Source organism: Gracilibacillus halophilus YIM-C55.5 (genome assembly GCF_000359605.1).
GTDB lineage: Bacteria > Bacillota > Bacilli > Bacillales > Amphibacillaceae > Gracilibacillus > Gracilibacillus halophilus.
On sequence record NZ_APML01000047.1, the window covers coordinates 1 to 20,979 of the forward strand.

Below are 20,979 nucleotides of genomic sequence, written 5' to 3' on the forward strand. Positions count from 1 at the left end.
GCCATCCATCATATCACTAGCTTCTCTCATAAGCACGTCGGTCCAATTGTAATCGGCAACGTTAGCACCACCAGCGATACGATAAATCTTATTATCTCCATATTCTCTTACATATGTTTGGAATCTACGATAAAGATCGGCGTAGTATTGCGGTCGCATATTACCACCACAACCCCAATTCTCATTACCAACACCAAAATACTTTAACGCCCATGGTTCTTCTCTACCATTCTCTTGACGCCAATTAGACATTGGACTCTCACCATCAAATGTCATGTACTCTACCCATTCAGACATTTCTTGAACGGTACCGCTTCCTACATTACCGCAAATATAGGGTTCCGTATCTAACATATCACATAGCATCATAAACTCATGTGTCCCAAAATGATTGTTTTCAACGACACCGCCCCAATGCGTGTTAATCATACGTTTACGATTTTCACGAGGGCCTACACCATCTTTCCAATGATACTCATCTGCAAAACAACCGCCAGGCCAACGAAGGACTGGAATGTTAATGTTTCTAAGGGCTTCCACGACATCATTGCGGATCCCGTTCGTATTTGGAATCGATGAATCTTCGCCAACCCAATATCCTTCATAAATACAACGACCCAAATGTTCAGAAAAATGACCGTAAATATTTTTGTTAATTTTTCCTCGTGTCACATCAGCATTTAAAATTGCTTTTGTCCCCATTTCATCCACCTCATTTTTTTATCGTTATTTTATATAATGTCGAAGCATGAGGGCGAAGATCATCCTCAATACTTCGCTTCACATCATGTATATCTTTTTGGTTCCAAAGGTCACGAACGTGCAAGTTTTCCTCACTTATATTGATTGATTCTAGCTCAAGCGAAACCTTTTGAACCTCGTCTGCTATATTGTATAATGCAACATACACACTATTGTCGTGACCTGTTGCTGTCCAAACGACGCGGTCATCTTCACGATAGACTTGCCGAGCACCTGATGACGCTTGATGAACTTCAATGACTTCGCGATTCGTTAATAAGGAATGTGTCCATTCATCGTTATCTCTTAATTCGCCACCGAACATGAAAGGAGAGCGAAAAATCGACCATAGTGTCATCATGGTTTGCTGCTCATCTTTCGTAAACCTTGTGAAACGATCACCGGCGCTCCGTCGACCGATCGAATGCCGATATGACCAAGCGGTAACATATCAGCATCGGGCCAATAGCCTGGACCGATGTTTTTGCTCCATTTATAGCAACGATCAAACATCTCATATAGATGTTCCCATTTGTCCCAAAAGTCATCTGTCATCCGCCACATATTCGCATGCTCTTCTAAGAAACTCGCATGATCTAATGCGGCCGGTCCCGGTGATAAACTTAAGACAATCGGCCGAGCGCAACGATCGATGGCTTTTCGAATCATTTTAATTTCATCACGGTGCATCCCATACAGTTTCGAATCAGCAATATCATCGACTTTGACAAAATCAACGCCCCACTCAGCATATAACTGAAAGAGGGAATCATAGTAGCTTGTGCACCGCGCTTTTCCATATCAATCCCATACATGTCCGTATTCCAAGGGCAAATTGAATTCGGCTTCGCAATATCTCTTGCACGGACGTCTGTACCCAAAATACGGGTATTTTCGTGAACGGCTTGTCTCGGTATACCTCTCATGATATGGATGCCAAATTTCAACCCTAATTGATGAACAAAGTCTGCTAGGGGTTGAAATCCGTTCCCATTACTTGCTGATGGAAATCGATTGACAGCTGGAATCAGACGTGAATACTCATCCATTTCTAATGGGACAAATGGTCGGTAAGCAGAAGAAACGGCTCCTGGCTCCGACCATTGAATATCCACAACAACATATTCCCAACCATAATCTTTTAAGTGTGACGCCATATACGTTGCGTTTGCCTTCACCTCTTCTTCAGTAACCGTTGCCCCGTAACAATCCCAGCTGTTCCATCCCATTGGTGGTGTTAAGGCATACGAATGATGTTGCAAATGCCTCACCCTCTTTCAGAAAAATATGATCGTGATTGATTCATTCCAATCTTGGTTACTGTTTTTTCTTTAAGCGCACCATGTTCCAAGAGAATTTAGGGAAGATTCCGACTAATTTACCGCCATCAAGATATGATTCACCATTTGTATGCGGTTTAACATTTTCTTGTTTCGCTGTATTCACCGCTTTAGCATCATCATTTTCTAACACGACATGTTCCACTACTTCATAGTCTTCAAATGAACGCACATCAATGTCCACTTCGAGCGTATGTTTTAAGTGACGATTCGTTGCAAAAATTACGAGTTCTTCTTTTTCTTCATTATATACTACGGAAGGATCTAAATAAGGAACATCTGTGAAATCCTTGCTATCATATTTTGGTGAATCGACAACTGGGTGTAAAGCCACACCACGTCCATATACGGATGTATAGTAATATGGGTAAAAGATCGATTGTTTCCAAGCATTGCCACCGTTGTCTGTCATAATCGGTGCAATAACATTAACCAGTTGCGCCATACATGCAATTTTTACACGATCCGAATGACGAAGCATTGTATTTAGCATACTTCCAATCAACAACGCGTCTTCAAATGTATATACATCTTCTAATTGAGGCGGTGCAATGGTCCATGGATCAATTTGTTTGTCTTGTTCATTGGAGTGGAACCATACATTCCATTCGTCAAAGCTTAAATACATCGTTTTCTTACTGCGTTTCTTCGCTTTAATATAATCACAAGTTGCAATCACTGTTTGAATAAAGTTTTCCATATCAAGTGATTTCGCTAAGAAGTTAGCTGTATCACCACTTCTATTTCCATAATATTGATGCAAGGAAATATAGTCGGCGATTTCATACGTATGTTCCAAAGTCTCCGCTTCCCAATCAGGGAATGTCGGCATTTGTGAATTGGAGCTACCACACGTTACAAGTTCAATGTCTGGGTCAACGAGGCGCATCGCTTTACCTGTTTCATACGCTAGGCGACCGTATTCATGAGCCGTTTTCTGGCCAACTTGCCAAGGGCCATCCATCTCATTTCCTAGACACCACGTTTTTATATTATGTGGATTTTCAAAACCATGCGATTTACGTAGATCACTCCAATATGTACCTCCAGGGTGATTACAATATTCTAATAGATTTCTAGCTGCATCAATCCCTCTTGTACCAAGGTTCACTGCCATCATGACATCCGTATTGGCCTTTTGCGCCCATTGTGCAAATTCATTTGTCCCTACTTGATTCGTTTCAATGACTCGCCACGCCAATTCGAGACGCTTTGGTCGATCTTCTTTCGGTCCAACACCGTCTTCCCAGTTATATGCTGACACCATATTTCCACCTGGATAACGAACAATGGGTACTTGTAGTTCTTTTACGAGATCTAACACATCTTGTCTGAAGCCATTTTCATCTGCTGTCGGATGATTAGGCTCATAGATACCGCCATACACTGCTCGACCTAAATGTTCAATAAATGATCCGTATACACGAGGATCAATCTCCGAAATCTGAAATGCCTTGTCTACTACCATGTTTGCCTTTACTGTTTCTTTTCCCACTAAGATCATCCTTTCGTGTTTGTTACTTCTATTTAAATAGTAAGATGCAGCTTTCCACCCAACTATATAAAACGCTTACAAATGATGCATGAAAACAAATTTCATTTCATACAAGATTCATAAAATACAAACTGGAACGTACATTTACGAAAAATTAAACCAAAAATATAAAAATTGTACGTATATTAAGATTAAAAAATATTACTGTTTTTGTCAAGATAAAGCTAGCGTTTTTTTGCTAAATATACAACACCATCTGAGTGAATGGATTCAAAGACCACTGTTGATTTCCATTGTTCCCAATCCCACGCTTCGTGTACCGTTACTTGCATGGTATATGTTTCATCATGTAGTTGATAGACATTACCTGATAGATGTTGCCAGACAGATTCTCTTAAATTTATACGCAGCGCTTGATCTTGTCCATCGTTCAACGGATCCACTTGAATCACTTCCCATTCACCTGGCAACTCATTACTACAGATGTGTCGATTCGTCTCACCCGCAAATCGTTCAGGCGAAATAACAGGCCATCCTTTTTCTGTCCATATCAATTTACGAATATGCAAATAATGAAATCTTTTGTCTTTTGGCGCTCGTATGTGATGACAGACAAAATAGTCATCTCCATCTTTTAATACGGTATTGTGCCTGGTGCGATCCAACCATCATGGTTTTGAAATTGGTACCCGCCAAGCAATTTGGTCCCCACAAGATAGGGGTCTTTTTCTACATCGGTCATTTGGTGGCCCCTAATATCTTCATAGGGTCCGGTTATATCTTTTGATCTCGCAACTCGTATATTATAGTTGGAAAACAGCGAATCATAGGATACAAATAGATAATAGAAATCGAATGTGGGATGATAAACAATATAAGGGCCCTCTATCGCACGATCCACTTGTACTGGACGCTTCGCTATTAATCTCCCTTTACTCTCTGGTTGTTTTAACTTCCCGGTAGTTTGGTCAATGGCAGCGATGTAAATACCACCAAAAAAAGAGCCGTACACCATCCATGGCTCCCCATTCCGATCAAATGTAATATTCGCATCAATTGCATTCGGTCCTGGTTCGTCTTGTTTCGATTTATAGACTTCACCATGGTCAACAAAAGGTCCTTCAATATGTTCACTTGTGGCTACACCAATAAACGATTGTGTTTTACCAAATTGACTAGCCGCATAATACATATAGTATTGTCCATTCATCTTAATAATTTCCGGAGCCCATAACCCTTTAGCCCCCGTCCATTGCTTCGCCTCTTTTGGTACACCTTCTGAAAACGCTCGAGTGACCCACTGCCAATGAATGAGGTCTGACGATTTCCTTATTTGAATACCTGCCTGTCCATCTCCTCCCATTTCAGCATCTGTTGAAAATACATAGTACCAATCACCATCTTTTATAATAGCTGGGTCATGAACGTTATTTGTTGTCCACCTCGATTCATCATGTATGTATTCGTCATTGTATAAATCATCTGGCGGCAAATCTTTACCATTCATCATCTATTCATTCCTCCTTCAAATATACGTACATTTATTATAACAAAATATGATGAAAACATTTACGTATGAGATGTTTTTTATAATAAAAAAATACCCCGAGTGCCATGTTCAATGACATCGGGATATTTCACCTTAGCGAGCATTTAGGATGTTGTCGCTAAATCATCACGTAATTTTAATGTAGATTGTCTGATCTGTAACTCTGGTGAATATAATTTTGATAGCGTTTCGGGATTCGATACCTTTTTCTTAATGAGTTGAATAATCGCCTGTGCCGCATCTAACCCTAATTTACTTTTTGGGTGAATGACAGAGGTTATCTTTACTTCTGAAATATCGGCTAACATGGAATCATCGTAACCAACAAACGATAAATCCTTAGGTATTTGGATCCCTTCTTCACGAAGAAAGTCCATCAGTCGTAATACTAACTGATCATTATAACAAGCAACGGCTGTCGGCTGATTGTTTTTCGCTGCTAATAATTTCTTTAATTCTTCAACTGGCTTTGTAAATTGATTTTGCGTATGATACGTAATCATATTCTTAGGATTAATCGGAATCCCCATTTCTCGATGAGCCTTAATATATCCTTTTAGTCGTTTTTGGCCTTGCACATCGTCGGTTTTATAAATGCAAGCAATTTCCTTATGCCCGTGTTGAATTAAATGTTCAGCCTGTATATATCCGCCTCTTTGATCATCCATCATAAAACTAATCGGTTCCAGTTCCTCATACGTAGCATTGATCATAACATACGGAATCTGATATTCTTCTAGTTTTAAATAATAGTGTAAATTCGGATTTGATGACGCACTATTGGTCGGTTCAATGATGACACCATCATAACTTCCCATTAGTATTTTGTTTAAGATCATTCGCTCTTGATCGTACTGGTTATGTGTATTAAAGATACTAACATGATATCCATGCTCACTTAAAAAGGCTTCCGCCCCTCGAATAATGGAAGGAAAAATATACTCAGAAATGTATGTTGTAACAATGGCAATATTTTTTTGCGATTGTTCCATCGAACGCTTTCTGTCAATACTTGTCCGGTCAGCGCAAAATGTCCCTGCCCCTTGTTCTCGATACAACCAACCCTCATTCACTAATTCACCAATAGCTAAGCGGACGGTATGTCGACTTACATTAAATTCTTTCATCATTTCACTTTCAGAACCGATTTTCTCATGCGGAACGATTAAACCTTCCAAAATGCTCGATTTTATCGATTGTTTAATTTTTTTATACTTCGCCTCCACTACATGCACCCCCATCGTCAGAACATCACTACCGTTCCTTTATTAACCAAACTAAGAAAGTTTTTATCAATTAAAGCGCTAATACATTTTTACCTAGTTTTTGTTAGCGGTTTCAGTTAAAACAACTTAAAATGAATCAAGTATATTTGTACGTACTACTAGTATAATCAAACAAATACTAATTTACAATACTTTTGGTATTTTTTCGTTAAAAATAAATCAATAAGTTTTTAATGTCATTATAATGAATAAATTTATCTCATTTATTTAACTTATACGTTTATTACTGCGAGCATTATAGAAAAGAGATCGATTCATTTCTTTCATACATAAAAAAACGTACCCTTGATATCTTTTATGATAGGGTACGTTTCTTTTATTATTTGTTTTCAGCCGTCGAATGTCGCTTGATCAATTTCGGTTCAAAATGGATATAATCTTTCTCGAGATTTTCTTTTCGTTGCGTCGCTTTTGAAGCCTCTATCATATCGAGAATCACTTTTGCTGCCAATTCGCCCATTTCACTTTGAGGATGGGCGACTGTCGTTAATTTGACTTCTGTTAATTCTGCCATGAATGAATTATCAAACCCGACAATCGATATGTCGTCTGGAATTTTCAAATTTGCTTCACGGATCACATCTAATAAATTGATCGCTAATTCGTCATTATAACAAACGATCGCTGTTGGTCGTTCCTCGTTCGTATCTGATAATATTTTTTCTAACATTTCTACCGGTTTTGTCGACTTTTCTTCTGTATTATAGGTAATGATATTGTTCGGCGATAGTTCTAAACCATTCATCCGATGTGCCTTTAAATAGCCTTTCATCCGCTTTGTCCCTTGCATATCATCAGTTTTGAAAAAGCCGATAATATTTCGGTGACCTTGTTCAATTAAATGCTCGGTTTGCACATAACCACCTTGTTCATCATCAATGACAATTCGAAATGGTTCTAATTCATCATAATAGGCATTTATCATAAGATAAGGAATATTCTGTCGTTCTAGGTTTAAATAATAATTAATATTTGGATTAGATAAAGCACTTCTAGTCGGTTCAATAATGACACCGTCAAAATGCTGGGTTAATATTTTCTCTAAAAATTTTCGTTCCATATCATGATTGTTGTTCGTACTAAATAGACTGACTTGATAACCTTGTTCACTCAAATATGATTCTGCACCACGTATAATGGATGGAAAAATATAATCTGATATATATGTGGTAATAATGGCAATATTTTTTTGCTGAATCAGCCCTGTATGTTCTTCCTTTGAGCGATCTGCACAAAAGGTTCCCGCACCTTGCTCACGATACAGCCATCCTTGATTCACCAAGTCACCAATCGCTAATCGAACGGTATGTCGACTAACATTAAATTGTTTCATCAATTCACTCTCAGAACTGATTTTTTGATGAGGTTCAAAGGTTCCATCTAATATTTTTGACTGAATCGCTTCCTTGACCTTATTATACTTCGTCTGCATGTATATACACCCCGATACTCCTACAAAGTTCATCCGTACACATCTTACCTTAATTATAAGCATAAAGCATTCATGACAACTGTCAAGATCAAAAGGTGAAATTACTTCTAATAGAAAGAATGCAGAGACCTATGTTGCATAGATCTCTGCTCATCTTTTAGCGGCGATAAATGGCTTCATTCCATTTTAATTCATTTCGGAATTGACGTAACTTCGTATCTTTATCAATGACCACGCATTCAATATCTGCCATAGTCGCAAAATCATACAGTTGCTCTGTCGTTACATCAAAAGAGAATACCGTATGGTGTGCACCGCCTGCATAAATCCAAGCTTCCGTCGCCTCTGTTAATGACGGTTCCGGTCTCCATAATACTTTGGCAACCGGTAAGTTTGGCGTTTCCTTTTGTGGTTGTTCTGCTTTCACTTCGTTGATCACTAGGCGGAAACGACCTCCCATTTCAACAAGTGAAGCGTTCACAGCATCGCCACCACGTCCATCAAATACTAAACGTGCTGGATCTTCCTTGCCACCAATGCCTAATGGATGGACGACAATTTTCGGTTTCGTTGCTGTAAGCGTCGGACATACCTCTAACATATGAGACCCTAACGTCATCTCATTACCTTCTTCCAGGTGGTACGTATAATCTTCCATAAAGGACGTCCCTTGATTATTGCCGATAATTTTCATGAAACGAAGAAGCGCCGCTGTTCGCCAGTCACCTTCACCAGCAAAACCATATCCTTCTGCCATCAAGCGTTGTGCCGCAAGACCTGGAAGTTGCTTCATTCCATGCAGATCTTCAAAGTTTGTGGTAAACGCTGTATAGTTTCCTTTTTCTAAAAATGATTTTAAGCCCAATTCAATACGGCCTTGTTCCAAAATCGATTCACGAACAGGACCTGCTTGTTTGGCTTCTTCTGGTAAATCATAAAGTTTATCATATTCTTGGAAAAGTGCTTGCAGTTCATCGTCCGTCACTTTGTCCATTTCCTCGACAAGATCACCGATACCATAATAGTCAACGGTCCAACCAAATTTAATTTGTGCTTCAATTTTATCACCGTCAGTTACGGCTACATTACGCATATTATCACCAAAGCGAGCGACACGGATGTTCGTTCCTTCTGTTACAGCGACTGCTGTTCTCATCCATGAAGCGACTTTGTTCTGCACATCAGCATTTTTCCAGTGACCGACAACCACTTTTCTCGAAACATCCATACGAGTACCGATAAAGCCATATTCACGGTCACCGTGAGCTGCTTGGTTCAGGTTCATAAAGTCCATGTCGATGCTATCCCATGGAATATCGCGATTGTATTGGGTATGCAAATGCAGCAATGGTTTTTGTAATGCCTTTAAACCTGCAATCCACGTTTTGGCTGGTGAAAATGTATGCATCCAAGTAATGACACCAGCACAATATTCATCTGTATTCGCTTGTTGCATTAATTGATGAATATCCTTCGATGTCGTAAGGACTGCTTTATATTCAATGTCAAAAGGAAGATCCCCCGCCTGATTTAAGCCTGCTACGATTTCCTTGGAGTGATTCTCGACTTCTTGAATGGTCTCCTCACCATACAAATGTTGACTACCTGTTACAAACCAAAATTTATAAGGACGTACTTCTAGCATATGTTTGCCTCCTCATTGTCGTTATCTCATTGTTTAGTTATCTTGCCCGTAATATGCATTCTTGCCATGTTTGCGTAAATAGTGTTTATCTAATAAATAATCATCCATTGGTTGGGTATCGGGATTAATTTGATACGTATGCAATGCCATTTTTGCTACTTCTTCTAATACAACGGCATTATGCAAAGCTTCATTCGGATCTTTTCCCCAAATAAATGGCGCATGGCTATGAACAAGAACGCCAGGAACTTGTACTGGATCGATGTCATGAAATGTTTCTGCAATCACGTTTCCTGTTTCCCATTCGTAATCTTGTTTCACTTCTTCCTCTGTCATTCTTCTTGTGCAAGGAATCGTCCCGTAAAAATAATCCGCTTGCGTCGTTCCTAGTGCTGGAATTGACTTTCCTGCCTGCGCCCAACTTGTTGCCCAAGCTGAATGTGTGTGTACAACGCCACCGATTCCTGGGAATTTCTTATATAATAAGCGGTGTGTCGGTGTATCAGAAGATGGCTTTAGATCACCTTCAACGATATTTCCATCTAAATCTAATACAACTAAATCTGATGGTTTTAATTCTTCATAAGGTACACCACTTGGCTTAATAACCATTAAGCCACTATCTTTATCGAATCCGCTTACATTACCCCAAGTAAAAGTAACGAGTCCATATTTTGGTAGATTTGCATTCGCTTCTAGCACCTGCTGTTTCAAGGATTCAAGCATGGGTATCACCTTTCCTTTCACTCTAACAAAGTGGTTTCTTGTACGTATGTGTAGCGATATTTAACTCTATAATAATATAATTCGTACGTACATTCAATACGGAAAGGTGATTTTTATAAAATTTTATATGAAACATTCAAAATATTACACAATGTAAGATGCGAGGCCATTATGCTATTTTTAGTTTATTTTCGACTTTGGAAGGTTTATTCTCGACTTCGGGGGATTTAATCTCAACTTTGGCGCTTTTATTCGCAACTTCGGCACTTTTATTCTCAACTTCATTTAAATATTGATATGAAACTGAACATCTGGATGCTTATAAATCTCAATAAATGATTCGTTATTTTTTAAATGGTTATATAAATCTTCTGGAGCAAACCACCAATCATCATTTTCAAATGTATAACCGGCTCCATAGTGGTAGGCAAGCCAGATTAATTTCGAACAATAGATATGTTCCCATGGTTCATCAAGCGATTGTGATAGATCAAAGGAAAAAGTCGGTTTTTGAATACCGTTTTTAAGATTCTCTTGAAATTGTTGATAATATTGAATCGCAAATTGTGCGGCTTTTTGCCCTCGTTTTGCATCCTTCGGTCGGTATTGTGCGTGAATAGGATGTTTGGCTAAAAATTGATCGATCGAATCCTTTGCGATAGCAGGTTCAATCCCGGGAGATTCAATTAATTGATCTTGACTAATGACTAAAGCCGCATGCCCCATGTAACCGGTAAACTGAGAATTCACATTATCACTTGCTACTAATATATCACCAGATTGATATCGTCGATCACGTTCTTTATCTTTTGTTTCAATCGTATACCATTCTTCCACTTTTTCACGCGTATATTCTGACAATTGCCCTGTAGCCATTAGGGTTCGATAGGTATGATCTGCATCCAATCGAATGGAGAAACTTTGAGGATACGAACTGCCCGTAATATATTCATGATCAAGAAATAACTGAATATCGACGAGCCGTTCATTCGGTAAGATGTATAAACTGCAATGATCTTTCCATACGTGAAAATAATGATCCATATTCATCACCTCACCATAGCCTATGCGTTACACGTGAAATTGCACACTGATCTATCCATCATTTCACGAAACAGTTGGCTACATTCCATGCAAACAGAGCTTTTTCATCCGCCTGTTTGATGACTACCGATGTATACCCAAACAAAAAAAGCATTCACCCTCTTATTTAAAAAGAAGATAAATGCTTTATGAGTTAAAATACGATGGTTTTATTGCCGTGCACAATAATGCGGTCTTCTAAATGCCATTTCACCGCTCGAGCTAATACGCTTCGTTCGACTGATTGACCAATTTTCTTCATGGCTTCTACATTATCGCGATGATCGACACGACTAATATCCTGTTCAATAATCGGTCCTTCATCAAGGTCATTCGTCACAAAATGGGAAGTCGCACCAATTAACTTAACGCCTCGATCATAAGCGCGCTCATACGGCTTTGCCCCAATAAAGGCTGGTAAAAACGAATGGTGAATATTAATAATTTGATTCTTGAACGTCTCGACAAAATTTGGCGTTAAAATTTGCATATAACGTGCCAAGACAATGACATCAATATCATTTTCTTGCAGCAAACGAATTTGTTTCGCTTCTACTTCTTCACGGATATCTTTATTCGCAGGAATATAGTAGTAAGGAATCCCTAGTGGTTCTACCAACTCGCGAGACGTCTCATGATTACTAATCACCATACTAATCTCAGCCAGTAAGTCACCGCTTTGCCATTCCCATAGCAACTCTAATAAACAATGCGGCTCTTTCGAAACGAAGATCGCCATTTTTTTCACTTGATCCACAAACGTAAAGTTTGCATCCATCTGAAACTTTTCCGAAATGGGTTGAAAGTCAGCTTCTAACTTATCTGCGTTTTCCTTTAAGTCTGGGATTTCAAATTCAATCCGAATAAAGAATTCGCCGCCATGTGGATCGGTTGAATATTGATTCGACTCAATAATATTTGCGTCATGCTCATATAAAAATTGCGATACCGCAGCTACGATGCCTGGCTGATCCGCACAATGAATTAATAATCGTGCACGGTTTTTATTTATTTGCTTAAATGATTCTAACTTATCTGCTATATAACCTTTCATCTTGATCCCTCTTTACCTATTATCGTCCTTATTTACTTTAACACGTCATGTAAAAAGGTCAAGTCAAATTTTTTACATCTTTGTTCATTCGACTAGGTTAATAACTGTTTCATGACCGAAATAAATTGTTTTGCTTCATCAAATGTTGTCGTTAACGGCGGTAAAATTCTGAGCACATTCGGCCCAGCGACAATGATCAGTAATTGATGTTCATTCCGCGCTTTATGAACAATGTCAATCGCTGGTTGATTTAACTCAACGCCTAGTAACAGTCCCATTCCTCGAACATCTTGAATGATGGTACTTTCTTCTTTAAGGCTCTCAAGCTCCTGCCATAGATAAGACGCTATCTTTTTTGATTCTGTGACTACAGGGGTTTCTGTCAATTCACGAACCGTCGCCAATCCAGCAGTTGTAGCTAGCGGGTTGCCGCCAAATGTACTTCCGTGTGCACCAGCAGAAAAAACATTCGCAACGTCCTGCTTAGCAATGATCGCTCCAATCGGAAATCCTGATCCTAATCCCTTGGCCAAACTAATGACATCCGGCTCAATCCCGTATTGTTGATAAGCAAATAACGTACCTGTTCGGCCCATGCCTGTCTGAATTTCATCTACCATTAATAAGATATCTTGATTTTGACAAATGCTTGCAAGGCGTTCTACCCATTGTTGATTAGCAGGAATGACGCCTCCTTCGCCTTGGACCAATTCGAGCATAACCGCTGTTGGTGAGAGTTCCTCAAGCTGATTCAATGCTTCATCATCATTAAACGGCAAATAATCAAAACCTGGTGTAAGTGGAGAAAATCCTTGTTGAATTTTTTCTTGGCCTGTAGCAGATAACGTGGCCATTGTTCTTCCGTGAAAAGAATTCGTAAATGTAATGATCTGTGACTGCTCTTTTTGTTGGACATCTTGACCATATTTTCTCGCCAGTTTGATCGCTGCTTCATTCGCTTCAGCACCACTATTACAGAAAAACACCTGATCGCCACAACTATTATCTGTTAACTGTTTCGCTAGCTCCTCCTGTGATGGAATATGAAATAAATTCGAACAATGCCATAGATCACCCAGTTGCTGATTCATCGCCTCTTCTACAGCATTAGGGACATGACCTAAGTTACAAGTCGCAATACCTGATGAGTAGTCTAAATATTTTGTGTCTTCTTCATCCCATACATAACTACCTTTCCCCTTTACAAGCGTCACCGGGAAACGGTTATACGTACCCATGACTGCTGATGATAAGGTCTGATTAGCCATAAGGAACCTCCTCTTTTCTTATAATTCTCGTGCCCACTGCTTCACCTTGCATAAAATCAAGTAAACCATTTTCTCTCGTACCATTCACAATCGATACTTCTGGCACATTTTCTTCTAGTGCCGCCAGTGCTGAGTGGACTTTTGGAATCATGCCACCAAAAATCACTTCTTTCTCAATTAATGCCTGGATCTGCTCTTGGTCAAGTTGATGAAAGACTTGTTTTTCCCCATTCACTTCTTGATAGATTCCTGGAATATCACTAATAAAACATAACTTCGCCTCTAAGGCTTGCGCAATTGCTGATGCGGCCATATCTGCATTAATGTTATAACGCTGACTGTTCTGATCTAAACCAATCGGGGCAATGACTGGTATCATTTGGCTTTCACTCAATGATTGAATGAATGCCGTGTTCACTGCGGTTACTTCGCCCACAAACCCGAGTTGCTCACTACCTGCAACTGGCTTTGCTCCCAGTAAATTACCATCAACACCACTTAAACCAATCGCTGTACCTCCTGACTGATGCAGTTGACGAACGATTTGTTTATTAATCGAACCGCTTAATGCCATTTCGACGACATCCAATACGTCATTCGTTGTGACACGAAGCCCATCAACAAATTGTGTAGTCACACCTGTTTGCTCAAGCAATTCAGAAATGTACGGACCACCGCCATGAACGATGATCGGTTGCCATTCACCTTGTTGACTCAATGTAATAATATCTTGATAAAAAGAAGGGGACAGCTGTTCAAATACGCTGCCACCACACTTAATCACTACATAATTCATTTTTTAGATCCTCCTTACGTTCGATAAGAAGCATTAATTCTGACGTATTCATACGATAAATCACAGCCCCAAGCTGTAGCTGTTTCATTTCCTTCACCTAACTTGGCATAAATCGTCACTTCTTCTTGTTTTAAATAAGAGGCTGCTTCTTCTTCATCAAATGTGACCGGTATCCCATTTTTCACAACTTCAATATCTCCTAATAAAATACTGACTTGATCTGGATCGAGTGATTCGCCACTGTAACCAATCGCTGTAATAATACGCCCCCAGTTTGCATCTGCGCCATGAATAGCTGTTTTCACTAAATTCGAGGAAATAATGGATTTAGCAATAGCCGATGCGGACGCTTCTGTTTTTGCACCTTGCACATTAACTTCGACTAATTTACTCGCACCTTCGCCATCTCTAGCAATTTCCTTCGCCAAATATTCACACACAAATTGCAATGCTTGATAGAATTTCGACCATTCGGCATGATGAGGCGTTAATCGTTGATTTTCTGCTTTCCCATTCGCCATAACAAGGACCATATCATTTGTACTTGTATCGCCATCCACTGTAATCATATTAAACGACTGATTGGTTAAGGCTTTTAGTACGTTTGATAATTCCCCTGATTCGATATTGGCATCAGTTGTAATAAACCCTAGCATTGTCGCCATATTCGGGTGAATCATGCCTGAACCTTTCGCAGCTCCTCCGATCGTCACGGGTTGACCATCAATTTCAACTTCAACGGCAATCCCTTTTTCTTTCGTATCGGTCGTCAAAATCGCTGATTCAAACTTTCCAGCTCCTTGATGGGTTGCTTCATGTACTTGGTTGATCCCATATTGAATTTTCTCCATCGGTAATAATTCTCCGATTAAACCTGTCGATGCAACGGCAGCCAAATGCTCTTCTACGCCTACAGTTTCGGCGAATAGTTTTCGCATATCGTATGCATCCTGTAATCCTTTCTCACCCGTACATGCATTGGCAACACCTGAATTTACAACGACTGCCTGTAATTCATTTTTGGTAGCAATACTTTCTTGTGTGACCTTTAGTGGTGCTGCTTGAAATAGATTGGTTGTATATACGCCGGCTACTTGGGCTGCTACATCTGAATAAAACCATCCAAAATCAATCTTACTTTTACGAATGCCACAATGCAGTCCTCCAGCAGTAAAACCTTTAGCAGAGGCAATATTGCCATTTTCTAATATATGAAATGTACTCGTCGCTTCATTTTGCGAGGTGAACATGATGCTCTCACTCCTTAAGGGTAAATAGGTAATGTGTGTAATCCTGCAGTTTCCTCCCAGCCTTGCATAATATTCATGTTTTGAATCGCCTGACCAGAAGCTCCTTTTACCAAATTATCAATCACTGAAACTATAATTAACTTCCCTGTTCTCTCATCAGCATATAAACCGATGTCACAGTAATTACTTCCCCAAACTTCTTTCGTTGACGGGATGACGCCATTTTTTCGCACTCGGACAAATGGATCTTGTTGATAAAAACGTTCATATAAATCGATGAATGCTTCCGTTGATTGATGTTCCTTTAGATCGACATAAATCGTACTCATAATCCCACGAGTCATCGGTACAATATGCGGTGTGAATGTAACTTGAATGGTCTCATTCGCTACGCTTGATAACGTTTGCTCTATTTCTGGAATATGCTTATGCTGGCCGATTTTATACGCTTTAAAATTTTCGTTCATTTCCGAAAAATGAACATTCAACGATAAGCCTCTACCTGCACCTGATACACCTGTTTTCGCATCGATGAGAATCGTTTGGGGATCAATTAAATCTCGTTCTAATACAGGAAGAATACCTAGCGTCGTCGCTGTCGGATAACAACCTGGATTTGCCAGTAAATCAGCTTGCTGAATGTTCTCACGATACGTTTCACATAATCCGTACACAGCTTTTTCAATGTATGGCTGTGGGGCAATTTCTTCTCCATAATATTGTTGATATACTTCCGGAGATTGCAAACGGAAATCACCTGACAAGTCAATACACTTTATCCCCTTATCAATCAATGCTGGAATGGTATGTTTACTGACGTTTGACGGTGTTGCAAAGAACACGAGTTCAACCTCTTGTGCTAATTGATCAATATCGATTTCTTCCATCTGAAGCTCAACCACTTCTACTGTATGTTGATATACATCTGAAAAATCCGTTCCACTATTTGAATGAGAAATAATCTTCTTTACGTTGGCATAAGGATGTTGTTGTAGAAAACGCAATAACTCGACTGCACCGTATCCCGTGCCTCCAATAATGGCTACATCCACTTTACGTTCCTCCTAAATGATCCGTTTCTGTTAATTTATAATTATACTTTATTTTGTATTTTCATGCAATATGATTTTATAAAATTTAAAAATTGTATTTGTTGGTTCATTGGAGAGCATGTGATATTTATCGCACATTGGACCTATGATTTTCATGACTGAATCATGTAAAAAGTGACTATAGTTACCTTTGCAAAAGATACAGAAAAGCGTATGATTGATGGGTGAGCAGAAAGGTGGTGTGGAGCCGATGGATGAATATAAACATACGAGCGATTCATCTGTGACTTCGACTATCGATACCGATTGGCTTAAACTCGTATATTTAGCAAAGTTTTATGGCCTATCCAAAGAAGAAGTCAGAGCATTCTTGACTTCCTATCCAAAACTCAAAGATCAACGTTTCAATTAATCGTTTGTATCCGTTTAAAAAACAATATCGCCTCCGAGCGATTGGAAACACTTATTTTTCGGTACACTTTACTTACATAATTTTTGACTGTTCCAATGGATAAATAGAGCTGACTCGAAATATCTTGATTACTTTTTCCTTCTGACAGTAACGTCGCTATTTGTAACTCGGTAGGCGTTAGATGAACCCCACGCTTGTCAAGGGCGTCTTGTAAGGATAGAGCTTGATGTCGGTATGGTTTAACTGTTCTATCAATGCCGGTTGAAGTTTTTCTGGAATAAATACTTGGCCACTCAAAGAATGACGTATAGATGATATAAGCTGGCCTTTCCCAGCATCTTTCAGTATATAGCCATTTGCTCCGCTTTTTAGTGCTTCTAGCATATATTCATCTTGAGAAAATGTCGTTAACATAATAATTTTAATCGATGGGTGCATTTGTTTAATCTGATGGGTTGCAGCGATGCCACCTATCCCTGGCATCCGTATATCCATTAAGATGACATCAGGTTGCTGCGTTTGAACAAAATCGATGACATCTTGTCCATTTTGAAACGATCCTAATACTTCGAAGTCACCTTCCATCATTAATATGACTTCTAGACCATCACAAATCATCTGTTGATCATCGGCAATCACTACGGTCGTTTTCATCATAAATGTCACCCTACCTCTTCTTTATGTAATGACTCGGAAGGCAAATAAATCTCATAAGCAAACCCGGCATGTCCAGTTGGTTTTGTATAAATATTCAGTCTGCCGCCTAATACGTTAATACGTTCTTCCATCGCACTAAGCCCAAACCCTTTTTGAAAATTTGCTGAACGAACACCAGTACCATTGTCCGCTAAGTAAAAGTAAATCATCTGATCTTTTGTCGTTAACGTAAATTGAAACCAATTCGCTCTCCCGTGCCTTAGTCCATTTGTCAATCCTTCTTGCAGTGCACGATACAGTGTAATCTCTTGGTTTGATGAACAGGAGGATTTATCAATATCCATTTGTGACGTCACTTGAATACCTGTTTGTTGTTCCGTATCATCTATTAAAGTCATCATAGCTGTTGGAAAATCGATAAAAAAATGACTTTCTTGTAATTGACGCACGGAAAAACGAATTTGTTCTAATCCTTGTTGCAATTGTGACCTTATATTAGTCGTCCATTGCTTGGCTGCATGTGGATCATTATCGATCATTTGCTTGATTGCTTCCATGCCAATAATCGCGGAGGAAAATGTATATCCAGTGACATCATGCATTTCTCCAGCAATCCGCTTACGCTCTTGGATGATTGTTTTTTCTTCGAGTTGGAGCGAAGACTTTTTGATCCGTTCAAACGCTTTTTCTAATTGTATTTTCTGTTGCATCGTTCGTTTCACAAGATAGCTAAAACCAATAACGACAATAAATTCAGTCACCCTTGGAATCATAAAACTCATCGTTTCCCATCCTGGAAAGTCAAATGCGATCCATTTCCCCATAATAAAACCGATATAAGCTAGAATGGAAAAAGCGAGGCTCAGACGTAGCGAATACGTAAAAACAATTTCTCCAATTAAAACCAATAAAAAGATTTGTGAAATAAATGATTGATCAACGGCTATTAATAAGAAAACAACAAGTGAGTGGGCCCCTATGAAACTATAACCCAACCAATGTTTCCAAGGTATGGTGAACATGAAATCTCGTATATATTGCAGGATGATATAGGAGCAAGCAAAACTATAAAGCCGAATGATGTCATCTTGGTCATCAAATAAAAAACATGGCAGCAATATAAGAAATGTAACAATAATCGCAATATTGATTCGCTTTTCTACGACCTGATCCAATTCCATTACCTCACCATCTCTTCGTAAAAACGGGACTTAAATCACCGTTTAATTTATACATCATAGGAAAAAAATCCTATTATCTAATTATTATTCTATCAAAGAAACATATGAAGGCACAACAAAATCAATCGAAATGAATCGTTTATCACGGTTTCGTTACAATGTGATGTTCCATTTCACCAATTTGTTCAATTTCTAATCGAACCTTGTCTCCTGTTTGAAGGAATTGCGGTGGATCCATCGCCAAACCAACCCCATCTGGCGTCCCCGTTAAAATAATATCCCCAGGTTCTAACGTGATGAGATCCGAGATAAATGAAATAAGGGATGGGATGTCGAAAATAAAATGTCTCGTATTCGAAGACTGGCGCTCTTCTCCATTCACGTATGAACGAATATCCAACTGACCAGGCTGCTTTACTTCGTCTGCAGTCACCACCCATGGACCAATCGGTGTCGTATGGTCTAACGATTTTCCTTGCAACCATTGTGGCGTGCGTTTTTGTAAATCTCGGGCTGATATATCATTACCTATAGTATAGCCTGCAATATAGCTCGTTGCCTGTTCTTTCTTAACAGATGAAGCCTTTTTCCCAATGACTAACGCTAGTTCCACTTCATAATCCAGTTGACCCGTCGCTGTCGACTTATGGATAGCATCTTCTGGTCCAATCAAGGCATTAGAAAACTTGGAAAATAACACAGGGTATTGCGGTAGCTCACTTCCCATTTCCGCCACATGATCGGCATAATTGGTACCAACGCAAATGATTTTTTTCGGATCGGGTACAGGTGGCCCCAATGTCACTTGCGAACGATCAAAAGCATACGATGCCTGCAAATGTTGGTTATTTGTCGCGATTTCTTTTGCTTTTTCAATGGCTGGTTGCCCCATTGCAAAAAAGTCACTCGGAGATACTGGAAGCTGTTGCTGAGATGCTGAAGCCATATCGATTACTTTATTTTCAACAATGATACCGACGCGATCTGTAGCAAATGGTTGATGCAAACGATAATTAACAATTTTCATCCTCATTCCTCCTTTGTTTGATCTCATAATATCATAAAACGTTTTCTAATCGAAAAAAAGAAATGAACCGATTATCGATTCATCTCTCGTCAAAATTATAATACTTTACTTAAGAATGCTTGGGTCCGCTCATGTTGTGGATTTGTAAATAATTGTTCAGGTTCATTTTCTTCCACAACAAATCCTTCATCCATAAAAATCACGCGGTCGCCTACTTCCCGAGCAAATCCCATTTCATGTGTCACAACGACCATGGTCATCCCTTCTTGGGCCAGTTCCTTCATCACTTCTAACACTTCACCGACCATTTCAGGATCTAAGGCCGAAGTCGGCTCATCAAACAACATCACTTTCGGCTCCATTCCAAGGGCTCTAGCAATGGCTACTCGTTGTTTTTGTCCACCTGATAAAGAGTCAGGATATACATCTTCTTTATCTAGCAAGCCGACCTTCGTTAATAGTTCACGCGCTTTTTCTTTTGCACGATTCTTATCCCATTTCTTCACCGTCACAATAGGAAGTGTGATATTTTCTAACACTGTTTTATGCGGAAATAGGTTGAATTGTTGAAATACCATGCCCACTTCTGCGCGCAGCTGATTAATATCGACATGTTTATCAGTTACATCCTCACCATCAATCGAAATCGAACCATCCGTGATTGATTCAAGCAAATTCAAGCACCGTAAAAACGTCGATTTCCCTGAGCCAGAAGGGCCCACAACGACGACAACTTCTTGCGATTGGATGTTCATACTAATATCTTTTAATACTTCTAAATCACCAAATGTTTTCTTTAAATGGTTAACGGAGATCATTTGACATCAAGCCTCTTTTCTACATAATTCAGTAGATAGGTTAACGTTAAGGTTAACACTAAATAAATCAGTGCAACCATTAAGTATGGTTCCCACACTCTATAATATTGCCCAACAGCTGCTCGACCCCAATATAATAATTCCGGCGCTGCGATCATAGCACCAAG

19 protein-coding genes and 3 pseudogenes are annotated in these 20,979 nt (G+C 39.3%); 1 reads left to right on the plus strand and 21 read right to left on the minus strand.

The features are described from left to right. The 15 genes and pseudogenes from J416_RS10670 to argC form a co-directional block, all read right to left on the minus strand. Positions 1–702: pseudogene (locus tag J416_RS10670) on the minus strand (alpha-N-arabinofuranosidase); the annotation flags it as partial. Between the two features lie 10 nt (positions 703–712). Next, a pseudogene (locus J416_RS10675) lies at positions 713–2,003 on the minus strand (glycoside hydrolase family 27 protein). A gap of 55 nt (positions 2,004–2,058) precedes the next feature. Beyond that, on the minus strand, positions 2,059–3,549 hold the full coding sequence (gene arfA / locus J416_RS10680; protein WP_240407275.1) for an arabinosylfuranosidase ArfA: 1,491 nt from the start codon (positions 3,547–3,549) through the stop codon (positions 2,059–2,061). A 251-nt stretch (positions 3,550–3,800) separates the two neighbouring features. Then, the gene (locus tag J416_RS16040; RefSeq protein WP_052000958.1) at positions 3,801–4,145 is read right to left on the minus strand and encodes a lipocalin-like domain-containing protein; all 345 of its coding nucleotides are present in this window, start codon (positions 4,143–4,145) and stop codon (positions 3,801–3,803) included. Positions 4,146–4,210: 65 nt separating this feature from the next. Next, on the minus strand, positions 4,211–5,086 hold the full coding sequence (locus tag J416_RS10685; protein WP_052000959.1) for an arabinan endo-1,5-alpha-L-arabinosidase: 876 nt from the start codon (positions 5,084–5,086) through the stop codon (positions 4,211–4,213). 143 nt (positions 5,087–5,229) lie between these two features. Then, entirely contained in the window at positions 5,230–6,351 is a 1,122-nt protein-coding gene (locus tag J416_RS10690; RefSeq protein WP_003470950.1) for a GntR family transcriptional regulator, read from the minus strand. Positions 6,352–6,730: 379 nt separating this feature from the next. After that, positions 6,731–7,843, minus strand: a complete 1,113-nt coding sequence (locus J416_RS10695) for a GntR family transcriptional regulator (protein WP_003470952.1) — start codon at positions 7,841–7,843, stop codon at positions 6,731–6,733. Positions 7,844–8,000: 157 nt separating this feature from the next. Continuing rightward, on the minus strand, positions 8,001–9,488 hold the full coding sequence (araA, locus tag J416_RS10700; RefSeq protein ID WP_003470953.1) for an L-arabinose isomerase: 1,488 nt from the start codon (positions 9,486–9,488) through the stop codon (positions 8,001–8,003). A 33-nt stretch (positions 9,489–9,521) separates the two neighbouring features. Next, positions 9,522–10,214, minus strand: a complete 693-nt coding sequence (gene araD, locus J416_RS10705; RefSeq protein ID WP_003470955.1) for an L-ribulose-5-phosphate 4-epimerase — start codon at positions 10,212–10,214, stop codon at positions 9,522–9,524. 285 nt (positions 10,215–10,499) lie between these two features. After that, positions 10,500–11,258: a C40 family peptidase gene (locus J416_RS10710; protein WP_003470957.1), complete on the minus strand. Its 759-nt coding sequence runs from the start codon at positions 11,256–11,258 to the stop codon at positions 10,500–10,502. Positions 11,259–11,451: 193 nt separating this feature from the next. Next, on the minus strand, positions 11,452–12,351 hold the full coding sequence (gene purU, locus J416_RS10715; protein WP_003470959.1) for a formyltetrahydrofolate deformylase: 900 nt from the start codon (positions 12,349–12,351) through the stop codon (positions 11,452–11,454). A gap of 92 nt (positions 12,352–12,443) precedes the next feature. Beyond that, entirely contained in the window at positions 12,444–13,619 is a 1,176-nt protein-coding gene (locus J416_RS10720) for an aspartate aminotransferase family protein (protein ID WP_003470960.1), read from the minus strand. Beyond that, positions 13,612–14,415, minus strand: a complete 804-nt coding sequence (gene argB / locus J416_RS10725; protein ID WP_003470961.1) for an acetylglutamate kinase — start codon at positions 14,413–14,415, stop codon at positions 13,612–13,614. Before argB ends, J416_RS10720 begins: the two co-directional genes overlap by 8 nt. Before the next feature lie 14 nt (positions 14,416–14,429). Continuing rightward, a complete protein-coding gene (argJ, locus tag J416_RS10730; protein ID WP_003470962.1) occupies positions 14,430–15,665 on the minus strand; it encodes a bifunctional ornithine acetyltransferase/N-acetylglutamate synthase in 1,236 nt (411 codons plus the stop codon). Positions 15,666–15,679: 14 nt separating this feature from the next. After that, positions 15,680–16,717, minus strand: coding sequence for an N-acetyl-gamma-glutamyl-phosphate reductase (argC, locus tag J416_RS10735; protein WP_003470963.1), 1,038 nt, complete (start codon positions 16,715–16,717; stop codon positions 15,680–15,682). A 220-nt stretch (positions 16,718–16,937) separates the two neighbouring features. Between argC and J416_RS15800 the strand changes: the two genes are divergently transcribed. After that, positions 16,938–17,129 carry an anti-repressor SinI family protein gene (locus J416_RS15800; protein WP_003470964.1) on the plus strand — a complete coding sequence of 64 codons (192 nt, stop codon included), beginning with the start codon at positions 16,938–16,940 and terminating at the stop codon, positions 17,127–17,129. On the opposite strand, the gene J416_RS16715 is transcribed toward J416_RS15800, so the two are convergent. The 6 genes and pseudogenes from J416_RS16715 to J416_RS16280 form a co-directional block, all read right to left on the minus strand. Beyond that, positions 17,122–17,412 (minus strand): response regulator transcription factor, encoded by a 291-nt coding sequence (locus tag J416_RS16715; RefSeq protein WP_420805439.1) that lies wholly within the window; start codon positions 17,410–17,412, stop codon positions 17,122–17,124. The two genes, J416_RS15800 and J416_RS16715, sit on opposite strands and share 8 nt — an antisense overlap. Beyond that, positions 17,307–17,786: a response regulator gene (locus tag J416_RS10740; RefSeq protein ID WP_052000960.1), complete on the minus strand. Its 480-nt coding sequence runs from the start codon at positions 17,784–17,786 to the stop codon at positions 17,307–17,309. The genes J416_RS16715 and J416_RS10740 overlap by 106 nt, the downstream gene beginning before the upstream one ends. 5 nt (positions 17,787–17,791) lie before the next feature. Further along, the gene (locus J416_RS10745) at positions 17,792–18,967 is read right to left on the minus strand and encodes a sensor histidine kinase (protein WP_003470966.1); all 1,176 of its coding nucleotides are present in this window, start codon (positions 18,965–18,967) and stop codon (positions 17,792–17,794) included. Between the two features lie 142 nt (positions 18,968–19,109). Next, a complete protein-coding gene (locus tag J416_RS10750; RefSeq protein ID WP_003470967.1) occupies positions 19,110–19,994 on the minus strand; it encodes a fumarylacetoacetate hydrolase family protein in 885 nt (294 codons plus the stop codon). A 95-nt stretch (positions 19,995–20,089) separates the two neighbouring features. Further along, the gene (locus J416_RS10755) at positions 20,090–20,812 is read right to left on the minus strand and encodes an amino acid ABC transporter ATP-binding protein (protein ID WP_003470974.1); all 723 of its coding nucleotides are present in this window, start codon (positions 20,810–20,812) and stop codon (positions 20,090–20,092) included. Continuing rightward, positions 20,809–20,979, minus strand: a pseudogene (locus J416_RS16280) (amino acid ABC transporter permease); the annotation flags it as partial. The pseudogene J416_RS16280 and the gene J416_RS10755, both read right to left, overlap by 4 nt.

Coding starts and splice junctions, on each gene's coding strand:
- purU (WP_003470959.1), bottom strand. CDS start 12,351: ATGAAAGGTTATATAGCAGATAAGTTAGAATCATTTAAGCAAATAAAT.
- araD (WP_003470955.1), bottom strand. CDS start 10,214: ATGCTTGAATCCTTGAAACAGCAGGTGCTAGAAGCGAATGCAAATCTA.
- J416_RS10740 (WP_052000960.1), bottom strand. CDS start 17,786: ATGATGAAAACGACCGTAGTGATTGCCGATGATCAACAGATGATTTGT.
- J416_RS10695 (WP_003470952.1), bottom strand. CDS start 7,843: ATGCAGACGAAGTATAATAAGGTCAAGGAAGCGATTCAGTCAAAAATA.
- araA (WP_003470953.1), bottom strand. CDS start 9,488: ATGCTAGAAGTACGTCCTTATAAATTTTGGTTTGTAACAGGTAGTCAA.
- J416_RS10720 (WP_003470960.1), bottom strand. CDS start 13,619: ATGGCTAATCAGACCTTATCATCAGCAGTCATGGGTACGTATAACCGT.
- arfA (WP_240407275.1), bottom strand. CDS start 3,549: ATGGTAGTAGACAAGGCATTTCAGATTTCGGAGATTGATCCTCGTGTA.
- J416_RS15800 (WP_003470964.1), top strand. CDS start 16,938: ATGGGTGAGCAGAAAGGTGGTGTGGAGCCGATGGATGAATATAAACAT.
- argJ (WP_003470962.1), bottom strand. CDS start 15,665: ATGTTCACCTCGCAAAATGAAGCGACGAGTACATTTCATATATTAGAA.
- J416_RS10710 (WP_003470957.1), bottom strand. CDS start 11,258: ATGGATCATTATTTTCACGTATGGAAAGATCATTGCAGTTTATACATC.
- J416_RS10685 (WP_052000959.1), bottom strand. CDS start 5,086: ATGATGAATGGTAAAGATTTGCCGCCAGATGATTTATACAATGACGAA.
- J416_RS10750 (WP_003470967.1), bottom strand. CDS start 19,994: ATGAAAATTGTTAATTATCGTTTGCATCAACCATTTGCTACAGATCGC.
- J416_RS10745 (WP_003470966.1), bottom strand. CDS start 18,967: ATGGAATTGGATCAGGTCGTAGAAAAGCGAATCAATATTGCGATTATT.
- argB (WP_003470961.1), bottom strand. CDS start 14,415: ATGAATTATGTAGTGATTAAGTGTGGTGGCAGCGTATTTGAACAGCTG.
- J416_RS10755 (WP_003470974.1), bottom strand. CDS start 20,812: ATGATCTCCGTTAACCATTTAAAGAAAACATTTGGTGATTTAGAAGTA.